Origin of the sequence: Mesorhizobium sp. M0968, from assembly GCF_040319065.1 — a bacterium.
In the GTDB taxonomy this organism is placed as follows: Bacteria; Pseudomonadota; Alphaproteobacteria; order Rhizobiales; family Rhizobiaceae; genus Mesorhizobium.
The window spans coordinates 25,145-36,217 of record NZ_JAMYNL010000039.1; the positions used below are offsets into that span (position 1 = coordinate 25,145).

Below are 11,073 nucleotides of genomic sequence, written 5' to 3' on the forward strand. Positions count from 1 at the left end.
CCCCACGCCCCATTCGGAGAGCCTTACTCCTCGGGCTGGCCGACAAGGGCGGCCGCGAGACCGATTTCAGGTGTCTGGTCGGAGAAGATCGAGGCGAACCAGCCGGGGTTGGAGACCAGCGACGGTTTGAAGGCGTTACAGCCAGCCTTCATCTCCGCCCAGGTGCCTTCGTCACAAAGCTTTATCGTGTCGTTGGTGACGACCGGCAGCGGCAGGATCGTCTTCTTGGCAACCTCCTTGCCGTCAAGCGCCTCGACCGCAAGCTTGAGGGCGAGCGCGCCGGAATAGGGCGGCGATGCATAGGAGATACGCGGCGCGCCGAGCGGCGCATAGGGAGAGGCTGCGCCCTCGACCTCCGTGCCCTCCGGCAGCATCTGGATGCGCCCGCCATTGGAGCCCTCGCCGGCGCAAGGCAGCAATTCGCTGCTCTTCTTGCCGGCCTCGAGCTGCATGGAATTGGCGGTGAAGCAGCCGACCTGCATCCACAGCCCATTTATGTCGTCCCAGCTGCGCGTCGCCAATATCTTGGAAAGTTCGGTACGGGCCACCGCCTGGCTCCACATACCGACAGCCTCGCCCACGATCTTGATGTCGGGATGCTTGGCAAACACCTCCTTTGCGGCCTTGGTGCGCAGATCGTCGACCGAGGTGCCGGGAACGCCGGTCACTGCGATGATGTTGCCCTTGCCATTGAGCTTCTTGACCAGCCACTCCGCCGTCACGCGGCCAGCCTCTTCCTGATCGATATGGACGTTGTAGGCGCAGGGCTCTGTGATCTCGGCATCATAGGCAAACACCTTTACCCCCTTGTCGCAGGCGTTCTTCACCACCTGGTTGAGCGCTGTCGGCGAGATCGGGAAGATCACGATGGCTTCGGCACCTGCCTGCACCATCGCGTTGATCTGCTGGATCTGGCGCTGTGCGTTCGGCCCGGCCACCTGAACCTGGAGGTCGACCTTGTCGGCCATGCTCTTGTGCGACGCCATCGCCTTGACCATGTTGGCGGCCTCGGCCTGCCAGTCATTGCCGATGAAGCTCATGCTGAGAAATATTTTGTGCTTTCCGGCCGCCTCGGCCGCCGACATCCCAAAGGCGCAAACAGCCATGCCGGCAAGCAGCGCGAGCCGCCGGGCTTTCGATCCGATACCCATTCGAAACTCCTCCCAGTTCAGACGACCAAATGCCTCCCAAGGGCACGAAACGTGCTCCTTGTCATTCGATGCAGCTGACCGTATCATGATTTGATCAAAGATCAATGATGAAATGCTAGTGGGTAAAAGCCGGATACGCCGGCGCTTGACGCGGCAATCCGAACCTTGCATTCCGGGCACAGGCGCCGGGTAGGACAAGAGCGTCGCCGTATGGGGAAAGGTAGGCACAGATGGCTGGGGCGGCATTCAGGAAGCCGGGCGTCGAGATTACGCCGCTGTCCAGGGAAACCCTGCAGGACAGGGTTTACCGGCACGTCACCGAGTTGATCCTCGACGGCAGTATCGTTCCAGGTGAAATGGTGACGGTGCAGAGCCTTGCCGACGCTTTCGGCGTCAGCCCCATGCCGGTTCGCGAGGCCCTGCGGCGTCTGAGCGCCGCCAACGCATTGATGGTGGTTTCGGGCCGTTCGATCGGGATACCGGCATTAAGCCGCGCGCGACTCATCGATCTCAGGAACGTCAGGTTTGAGATCGAGGCGATCGCCGCCGCATGGGCGGCCGAGCGAATGGACGATCCCAGCGTGGCGCTGCTGCGCCAGCATCTGGACGCACTCGAACAGGCCAATGCCGCCGGCGACGTCAAATCCTACCTCAGGGCCAACTACGCTTTTCATTTCTCCATCTATCGAGCCGCGGGTTCGGAAAACATGCTCAACATCATCGAGAACCTGTGGCTGCAGATCAGTCCCTATTTCAACATGCTGCACGATTCTGGAAATTATTCGACCGCCAACCAGCACCATCAGCAGATGTTTGCAGCGCTGCGAGATCGCAACGCGGAAGCTGTCCGGGCCGCGGTTCGCGCTGACATCGACGCGGCTTTCACAGTGCTGATCAAACTGCTGAAGTAACATTCAGGTCGCCATAAGCGACATGCCGCCTCCATTGCTGATCAGACTTCCAGTTCTTTTTCCGCCCACTCCGCGAACTTTTCCAACTTGTCGAGCAAGCTCTCGGCTTCGGGTAGTGATTTTGCCCTGATTCCGTATTGAGCTTCGTCCTTCTCATGGAGAATGCTCCGCAACCGGCTGGCCTGCGCTGCAGGAAGGCGATTTCCAAGCGCATCGCGCATGGTTTTCACCACGGCCGCATTATCCGCGCGGTTGATCGTTCCTGCAAATCGGGCAGTGAGCGCATCGGCGTATGCTATTGCCGCATTCACGATCTGCGACATAGCCGGATTGCCGATGTCACCCGTTTCAGACATTGCACCTCCAAACGGGCAGCCTTCAAATATGAGCGGGCGATGCGCAATCGCTCCTCGCCAAAGCCTGTCTCGACTACTTTCGTCGCACCTCTTCTGGTCATGCCAACGCCTTCTGGCGAGTTTTTGTTGCGAGTTCGTCCGGGCGTGGACCCAAGACGAGCAGGGCATTTGCTTCGACGCCGCCCCACCAAGGGTCTCCCGTGCTCGACAGCCTCGCCACATCCTGCGGAGTGACTCCCACCACCGAGGGATTGAAGCCAAGGTCTTCACCGTGGGTCACCAGTGCCTCACGGATCTCTTGGAGCGCGCTTTCTAGCTTTTCGGATGGCGTAACCACTGCGATGTCGAGATCGCTGTCTGGACGGTCCTCGCCCCTCGCCACGCTGCCGTAAATCCAGGCCGCGAGTACGTTCGGCCGAACTGCGGAGACCGCCTCAGTGACTACAGCGCGAATGTTGGAATACCTAAGCGCCTCCTGCTCAAAGAGGGCTTGCAGTGATGTCGCCAGTGGATGGCGATCATTCAACCGATAAAGACGAGCCCTGCCCGTTCCCTCTGAAGATACGATGCCAATCCCCTCCAAGGTTGCGAGAGCAGACCACACGCTTGCCCTCGCAAGCCCGCTACGAGCCGCAAGCAATGGTGAAGAAAGCAAGCCGCCGTGCCGGGATAATTCCCGGAGCAATCTCACGCTTGCGTCGGTGCCGAGCATAATGGTGAGTGGATAGCGCAAAGCGCTTTGAGCGGTCGAGCGTGCCATGGCGCAAGTTCCTTCTGCTCTGGAGCCATAGCACGTCGACTGCCGGATATCAAATCTGATGTTTGGTTTTCTAAACAGATGTCCTGTTATCTGAGCTTGGCGGCTGCTGCGCCGCTATCACGAATGTATCCGAAAGATGTTGATCGCCACGTTCATCCAGTCCATCGTAGGAGCAAGAGCAAGATGCCGCTCTATCTTATCCATTTCATTATCTTCTTTCTGCTTCAGTCCGTCCAATGCCCGGTCGGCGGCGAACGGCGAGCTTCTCCTCCCGATAGAGCCGGAACAGCTTCTTGTGGTTCACGACCAGGCCCTCCCGCCTCAGCATCACGAGAAGACGCCGGTAGCCGAACCGGCGACGCTGCTGCGCGATCGCCTTCATCCGCTCGCGAAGCTCGCGGTCGTCCGGCCCGCTGGTCTCGTAGCGAACCGTCATGCGGCAACAGCCGATGGGTTTACACGCCCGCCGTTCGCTCATCCCGAAGCCTTCCTTCAGGCAAGCGACAGCTTTCCGCTTGGCCGCGGGCGTCACCATTTCTTTCCCACAAGATCCTTCAACGCGGCATTGTCGAGCATGGCGTCGGCCAGAAGCCGCTTCAGCCGCGTGTTCTCGTCCTCCAGAGCCTTCAGTCGCCGAGCCTCGGAGACATCCATCCCGCCGAAGCGGGCCTTCCAGTTGTAAATCGAGGCGTCGCTGACCCCGTGCTTGCGGCACAGATCGGCAACCGATACCCCGGCCTCATGTTCCTTCAAAATTCCGATGATCTGCTCTTCAGAGAACTGGCTACGTTTCATGTCCTGGTCCTCTCGATGGGCCAGAACGAACTTCAAACCGGATTAGATCAGAGGGGCAAGGTCACGCTCCCAGTCAGATTGGCTGGGCTCACCGCTGCTCCTGGCGCAACCGCGGCCTCCAAAATGATCGCCAACAATGTCTGCGTTCAGGCAGTGGCAACAGTGCCTTCAATGGCTGACATGAGGCGCGAGGCGGACCTGCCCGATGTTTCATGCGCCGAATGCCCGAGATGCGAGCGCAGCCATTAACCATCGATTAACTATTCGGTCGCCTTTAATTCAATTTTGCAGCATACTGATTTGGGTAGCGTGGCTGCTCAAGGAGATTGGAACAAGAGAGGGTAATTCTCCTGTTCGCGCACCAGACTTTCACTCACGACATTCGAAATTGAAAAAGAAGCGACGGAACACCGTCGTGTCATGGGGAGGCGCCGCATCATGTTTGATGAGGAGCGCCAGAATGAAGATCGAAGACGCAGTTACCGCAGTGACGTCAGAAGCGAGCGCGCTCATGTCTTGCCTCGGCCAGCCCGTTGTCGCCTACCACGTCACGGAAATCATGAGAGAGACAGACCTGGCACACGCCCGCGAGATGCAGCTCGCGCTGGTGCGACGAACCATCGAGGCTCTTGTCGATGACGGCCTGGAAGGCGTCGCCGCCGAACATTTTGCATCCGAGTTCGATGGCAGCATCGGCTTGACCTGGAGACTTCTGCACGCATCCGACGGCGTGGCGCATTGATCAAGACCAGAGCGGTCTTGGTCAAGCTCTGGGAGGTGCGCCGGGCGAAGTCAATGAGGTCGTTGGGTGTCTGGAAACGCGAACGATACGGACCCTTTCTTCGCCGGAAATAATTGCGACTTCGGTGCCGTCGGAACTGAAAGCTGCGCGTGTAAGGCCCGGTCGGACGGTCACTTCGTCTGGCTGGCAAGGGCAGAGCCAATATCGTTCCATGGACCCCGGATGCGATCGCCTTCACGAGGACGCCCCAGGAAGTGCTTCGGATCGTCTATCTCGACCGACAAGGCCGGCGTCAGCAAGGGCGGCTTCTACCCGAACGGGATGAACGGAACGCTCAAAAGCACCTGACGTTTGCGATGGAGGAAAGGTGGAATTGAATGCAGAGTGATTGGCTGCACAGCGGATTCCAAAGCCGAGAAAGATTCGGGGATCGACCTACGAATTACCTGGCGATGGGGTCCATCGGGTGCCAGTGTCGAGCGGCTACCAAGCAGCATCTTCGCCTGAGCTGGCATTGCGGCATCTCGCCTCAACGGGAGTCGCCATAGCTATTCCACCTCAGCCAGGGGCGCTACGGCCGGTCCGTTCAAAGCCGTGCCATCGACGGCAAAATGCGAGCCGTGGCAGGGGCAGTCCCAGCAGCGTTCCAACGAATTCCAATGGACATGGCAACCGATATGGGTGCATGCGGCCGATCGCTTGTAGAGCGTGCCGTCCTCATCGCGAAAGGCAGCGACTTTGGTAAGCCCCTGGCGGACGATAGCCCCCTGTCCGGGCCGCAGCTTATCGGCGGCATCAATTTCACCAGGCGCGACATACTCGGCAAAACTCCTGATCGCTGTCGCATTCTCCGCCAAATAATCGCCGATCGCGCGTGCCGTCTTGCGAGAGGGTTCGTAAAGTTCCCGCCAGGGGCTTTCCCCCCTCAGGATCAGGTCGGAAATCAATTGGCCGGCCACAACCCCATGGGTGATGCCCTGACCGGAATCGCCGGTAGCAACGAAGACGTGCCCGTTGCCGGGATTACGGCCGATGAACCCGGCGTAATCGACGGTCTCCATTACCTGCCCGGACCATCGATTGGCTTCCGCGCCGATATCGGCCACCAACCCTTTGGTCCAGGCCGCCAGGGCAGCGAAGCGGTCGTCGGCGTCGTCGGCCTGCCCTGTCTTGTGATCCTCACCACCGACGATCAGAAAGTCGGTCTTGCCTTCGCCAGGCTGCAGACGGACGTAGTGATAGGGGTCCAGCGTGTCCCAATAGAGTGCATCCGGCAAAATGTCGCGCGCGATCTCGAATGCCATCGCGTAGGTCCGATACGGCGCCTGTTTGGTGTGGAGCGCCACCCGATCGTTGATCGGCGAGTTGGTGGCGACAACGGCCGATCTGGCAGACACGGCAAAGCCCGAGACCGTGCTTACGCGCACGCCGCCGTCAGTCTCCTCGACTTTGTCGACGATGGTATCCGCATAAAGCGCGCCGCCGCGCGCGCGGATGCCGGCAGCCAGCCCGCGGAGATACTTGAGCGGGTGGAATGTCGCCTGATTGAGGTAACGAAGGACGGGCGCGTCCGAAAACCCAGCAAGCGGCACTCCCACGGTTTTCTCGACGTCGACACCGATCTTCAGAGCGGCGTCCAGTTCGCGCTCGATGACGGATTCCTTCCTGCCCGACGCCGGAAACAGAAAGCCTTCGAGGCGGCGGAAATCACACGGCATGCCCTCCGCCTCCTGAATCGATCGGATACGGTCGATAGCGGCCGACTGGCTTTGGTAGTAGATCCGCGCCAGTTCCTCGCCACGCAATTTGATCAGTTCCGAAAAGTAGTCGTCGCAGATCGATGACAGATGCGCGGTGGTGCGGGCCGTCATGCCGCTTCCGATCCGGCCGCGATCGAGCACTGCCACCTTTTGCCCGGCGATGGCCAGTTCGAACGCGACCGACAGTCCGGCAATGCCAGATCCGACGACCACGACATCGACCTGTTCACTCCGCTCGAGCGGAACTGCATCAGGCGCTACTTCGGTTGCCGCCCAAAGGGATACAGTCCTTTCGTCGCTGACATTCATGGCGGAACTTTCCGGACGCGATAGCCGGTAAACGGCCGCGACGGTTCAAAGTTCCTCGATGGCTTTTTGAATGCCTGCAGGCTATCTGCGCCTCAACTTGGCGTTTTCCTTCTGGGTCATGTGGTCGGCGGTGACGTTGCCCCCAGTTTCTATCCAGTTTTGAGTTCGTTTCCGGCGTGGGTTGTGCCCTGCTGGGCGGGTGAAGCGACGGGCGCTGGCGCGGAGCCTTTGGCATCGCGCAGCGCGAGCGACCGTCGCAGATTGAAGGTGGTGGCGAACTCGGCCGGTGTCTGCCAGGCGATTTGGGAATGCGGCCGGGCGGTGTTGGTCGGCGCGCCACAGGGCGATGGCGACGCGTGCCTGAGCCAGCGAAGTAAACAGCGTCTCGTTGAGCAGTTCATCGCGTAGTCGGCCGTTGAAGCTCTCGATGAAGCCATTATCCGGCATGATGTTCTTGGTGCCATCGTTTGTTCGGTACGTCAGGTTCGTTAAGCTTGGCGCATCCGGGCCACGGGGCACCGGGAGCACGCAAGTGCGGGCAGGCCGTCGTATGCAGATGAACTGCGAGTTCGAGCACATTATCTGGCCGCCCCTACGACTCGCCCGGATGCGCCGCGAGCACGGCTCCGTATTTGTCGTGTTGCCCGCTCGCTCCCTGTTCGTGACCAACGATGGAGGGAACCGTGCGTATTATCAGCATGGACATACACCGCGTAGCCGCCGAGGTCGTGTCATTGCTTGATGGCAAGATCGTCAAGCTCGGCCGCGTTGGGAGGAATGGCACCGGGTTCTAGCGCAGGTTCGAGAGTGGCCGGTTGCGACGTTTCAGGAGCCGATTGGCACGCGGCTATGGCAAGTGCCGCGAGGCCAAGCGTTGCGTTGCACATTCGGTGTGCCATCTTCTGATGCCCCGGCCGTCTTTGAATCTAGCGCAGGCCGACCTTATCGCGCGTTTTCACAAGCTGTGTCTACGCAAGGTAAGTCATAAGACAGCGGGTCGTCGAAGAACCCGCAGCGGTCGTGAGTGAATGCCTCCATTCGTCGCCCAAGTAGCGGCCTGGAGCGCCATTCGCGCGGCATCCGCTGGTTCATTAGGAGTTGAGCGGGAGGATCAGCAGTTGACCTTCCAGATCACATAGTGAGGCCGTTGCGACTGTATTCCTGAACCTTCGACAAACGAGTACACGCCGGTCGAACGGATTCACCAAGCTGCTGAATGAACGCTCTAGATGCATTCGACAGACGTTTGACCGACGAAAGCTTAAGCCCCCAAGATGCCGCGGCCTATTTCAAGTGCTGCGAGGCGAGTATGATCGACGCGTTGGTGCCAGGCTTCTGAATGATAATCACGACGATGGTAGTCATTCTCGACGATACAAGAGTTGCTGCCACTTATTCGGACAGGAGCTACCGGTTCGATTGAACCGGTAGCGGTGAACGGAAGGGGCACAAACACCCTTCGGCCGCGATTTCGCCAATAGCAATACCGTAGAAACGTGCCACTTTGGCGAAGGATCTGCGCCCTCCGAAGGCAGAAGTTACAGGTTCAAATCCTGTCGGGTGCAGCATTGCACAGTTCGCTTGCAGACAACTATTCCTGCTGGAATTGACAGGGCCAATCTTCAGGCCTCGTCAAGCCAGAAGGCAACTCGGTCCGGGCGTCTCCGCAAGCCATGTTGAGCTGCCACTGGGACAGACCCGCCGAATTGGAAAGATCGACGCCCTCGATACGGGTTAGAAAGAAAAAGGCGCGGTCAAAGTCTATCGGCGCGGTGAACGTCGCTCCTCGGAAGTCCGCCCGTGCGAGATTGGCAAACGAGAAGCGGCTGCCGCTGATATCGGCGTCATGGAACTGCGCACGCCCCAATTCTGCCTTTGTGAAATCAACATTGGTCAGATTGGCGCCCTGGAAATTCGAGCGCTGTATTTCCGCGCTCGCAAACACAGCGCCCTGCGCGTCCATACGGCTGAAGTCGGTCCTGTAGGCCTCGATTCTGTCGAACCGGGCGCCTTTGGCGGTCGAGTCGGCCAGGGAAGCACGCACAAGCGTTGCCTTCTCAAGATTTGCCGCAAGGAGATTGCTGTTCCTGAGGTCGGTCGAAGTGAAATCAACACCGAACAGGTTCGCCCCGCTCAGGTCTTGTCCTTCTAGGATGAGAAGCTTCTTGTCACACTCGTGCCAATTGACGCCAGGCGTCGCGGCTGCGTCGCAATTGTGAGCAGCAGTGGCGTTCTGCCAAGCAAACACAGTGCAAACCGCTAGAACCAAGCCGGATGCGCCGTAAGCTCTGGTTCGCCTCAAAGTCATTGTTGCTGGACCTCTGCTACTCGCCGACACTCAACCTTACCACATCTGCTGACACTCGAGCCACGGTGACCACCGCCGTCACAGTTAGCGCATTTCTCATATTCAAGCTTTGATGTTGATCAACCGATCAACCCGCGCGTAGGGCGCGATTTGCGAGCGCCTCCCCATATCATCGGCGGTCCAGCAGAGATCCATTTGTCACCGGCCAGGCGCATCATTCCGTAGGTATGCTTGACTAAGCCGAGGAGAGCGGTCGTTCAGGGTGGCGAAGTCCCTCCGCTCTGGACGTTTGTCTCGCTAGTTGGGAGCCTGCTCGGATGCTGACCGCCACCGCCGCCGTCCGCTGCCGACAAGCGTGAATCCGCTTGCTTCCGCACCGATCGGTACTTCCCGACGGCGAGGTTCACCCGGCACGGGGTGCTCGTCGCATACCCTGATTCCGCTGTCGCATGAACCCCACGACTTCGCTTAGCGAAGCCGAAGTTGATCTCTGCCATCTCCCAGGTCGAAGCATCAACCCCGCATATTTGTGTCGTAAGCTGACGTGCCGCGAATACGCCTTTTTCGGTTGGCGGGCTTTATGGCGGACGCGCAACCTATTCTGTATTTTTATCAACGTAAACAATGTCGTATGGCGGAGAGGGAGGGATTCGAACTCCGCGCTTGGAAAAGCGTCCCTCTCGTCTTCACCGTGCAGGCCGCTTACTCTGGGCGGCAGAGTGCCCTTCCGCGCTTCGCCAAACCTGCCGTGGGAAATGCCTTGCCGTTTTTTCCGGCGGGCTTTGATCAGATCGCGACTATTAGTGGTTTATGCTGGAACTGGTTGCGGAGGTTGGAGTCGGACCTATTTGCGCCGATCAAGAAGTCCCGTCAGCAAACGAACTCGGTTACAGCACTGTATCGGCGGTATCTCTCTACCGACTCGAACCGCGACCGTTTCTTAGGTCGCGCCTACCGTTTTGCACGCCGTCCCCTGCCCGGCCGTGGCGGAAGGTTGAACCAGTTGGGCGACTGCTAGGTTCCAGACTGGAGGTAAGGTCGGCTCGCTGAAAGCACGGCAGGTGGCATGCGGCACATGCGCGACAACGGCGGCGGAGGGTTTGAGAGGGCCGGAGCCCCGACAGCTTTCGGCAGTTCGAACGATATAGTCGAACGGCCGAAATCGGGGCGCAAAGCTGCCATTAGGCACAAAGATAACAAAAAGCATCGGCGATCGGCTGAAGCCGCTCCTTCTCAGTCTGCTGGCGAACCGCGTAACCGGGGCAGATTTCCGGGCGAAGGGGTTTGCAGGCGAGCGCGTTCGTGATTCACCCTATGCGTGACGCTACCACCGACTGATTCGTTTGAAGGCTGTCGCTCGCGGAACTCCGCGGGTTGGTTACTGCGCTGATCGGCGAAGTGCGCGGTCCAAACATGGTTCGAAGTGGTCGATCGCAGGGCCGCGTCGCACGGTGCAGAAGGCCATGCATCGTAGATTATGCGCAAACTGCTATCGCGCGCCTAGTCGGAACTCGCGCATCGAACAGTACATCACGTCTTCCGTCCCCAGCGCACCGGCGGCCTCCCCGCTCGCAATCCAAATAGACGTCTTTCAGCTGTTTGATTGGCATGTCAGCGTGAGCGAACGCGAGGTCCTGAGCGTCAGAAGCCGACAATGAAGCCGGACTGATTGCGATCAGCACGGTGCCGAGCGTCACAGGCGCGAGGGACTTAACAACTGACATGATCATTTTGAGATCCTCCCCAGGTCCCGTAGGTCAACATTCAGTCCTTGGGGGTCGCAGGTGTAGTGCCGTTCGAAGGTCCCGTCCGCGCGCCGCTGCTTGTCGAAGCCGCAATGTAAGGCTCGATCGCGCGCTCGTGGACCAGCCAAAGGGGATCTCGGCCGAGGCGTACCCACTGCCGGCGGCCAACCGTTTCGGGATCGAGGCCGAAGCGATCCTGGTGCGCTCGATCGTCGTGCCGGCCGCGCCTGCCTCCG

General features: G+C 59.5%; 7 protein-coding genes and 3 pseudogenes. 3 read left to right on the top strand and 7 right to left on the bottom strand.

What is annotated here, in order from left to right; translation table 11 throughout:
* Window positions 1-23 precede the first annotated feature (23 nt).
* Window positions 24-1,151 (bottom strand): sugar ABC transporter substrate-binding protein, encoded by a 1,128-nt coding sequence (locus NKH67_RS31380; protein WP_352473178.1) that lies wholly within the window; start codon window positions 1,149-1,151, stop codon window positions 24-26.
* A gap of 230 nt (window positions 1,152-1,381) precedes the next feature.
* Here NKH67_RS31380 and NKH67_RS31385 point away from each other — a divergent pair, with 230 nt between their 5' ends.
* A complete protein-coding gene (locus NKH67_RS31385; RefSeq protein ID WP_352473177.1) occupies window positions 1,382-2,062 on the top strand; it encodes a GntR family transcriptional regulator in 681 nt (226 codons plus the stop codon).
* 41 nt (window positions 2,063-2,103) lie between these two features.
* Here NKH67_RS31385 and NKH67_RS31390 read toward each other — a convergent pair whose 3' ends face one another.
* The 3 genes and pseudogenes from NKH67_RS31390 to NKH67_RS31400 form a co-directional block, all read right to left on the bottom strand.
* Entirely contained in the window at window positions 2,104-2,418 is a 315-nt protein-coding gene (locus NKH67_RS31390) for a hypothetical protein (protein ID WP_352473175.1), read from the bottom strand.
* A 97-nt stretch (window positions 2,419-2,515) separates the two neighbouring features.
* A complete protein-coding gene (locus tag NKH67_RS31395) occupies window positions 2,516-3,178 on the bottom strand; it encodes a nucleotidyltransferase domain-containing protein (RefSeq protein WP_352473174.1) in 663 nt (220 codons plus the stop codon).
* A 214-nt stretch (window positions 3,179-3,392) separates the two neighbouring features.
* A pseudogene (locus NKH67_RS31400) lies at window positions 3,393-3,973 on the bottom strand (transposase); the annotation flags it as partial.
* Between the two features lie 460 nt (window positions 3,974-4,433).
* On the opposite strand from NKH67_RS31400, the gene NKH67_RS31405 reads away from it, so the two are divergent.
* Entirely contained in the window at window positions 4,434-4,715 is a 282-nt protein-coding gene (locus NKH67_RS31405; protein WP_352473173.1) for a hypothetical protein, read from the top strand.
* A gap of 191 nt (window positions 4,716-4,906) precedes the next feature.
* A pseudogene (locus NKH67_RS31410) lies at window positions 4,907-5,063 on the top strand (ferritin-like domain-containing protein); the annotation flags it as partial.
* Window positions 5,064-5,263: 200 nt separating this feature from the next.
* Here the strand turns inward: NKH67_RS31410 and NKH67_RS31415 are convergent.
* The 3 genes and pseudogenes from NKH67_RS31415 to NKH67_RS31425 form a co-directional block, all read right to left on the bottom strand.
* Window positions 5,264-6,784: an FAD-dependent oxidoreductase gene (locus NKH67_RS31415; RefSeq protein ID WP_352473172.1), complete on the bottom strand. Its 1,521-nt coding sequence runs from the start codon at window positions 6,782-6,784 to the stop codon at window positions 5,264-5,266.
* Window positions 6,785-6,933: 149 nt separating this feature from the next.
* Window positions 6,934-7,222, bottom strand: a pseudogene (locus tag NKH67_RS31420) (integrase core domain-containing protein); the annotation flags it as partial.
* A 1,153-nt stretch (window positions 7,223-8,375) separates the two neighbouring features.
* Entirely contained in the window at window positions 8,376-9,092 is a 717-nt protein-coding gene (locus tag NKH67_RS31425; RefSeq protein ID WP_352456374.1) for a pentapeptide repeat-containing protein, read from the bottom strand.
* Window positions 9,093-11,073 lie beyond the last annotated feature (1,981 nt).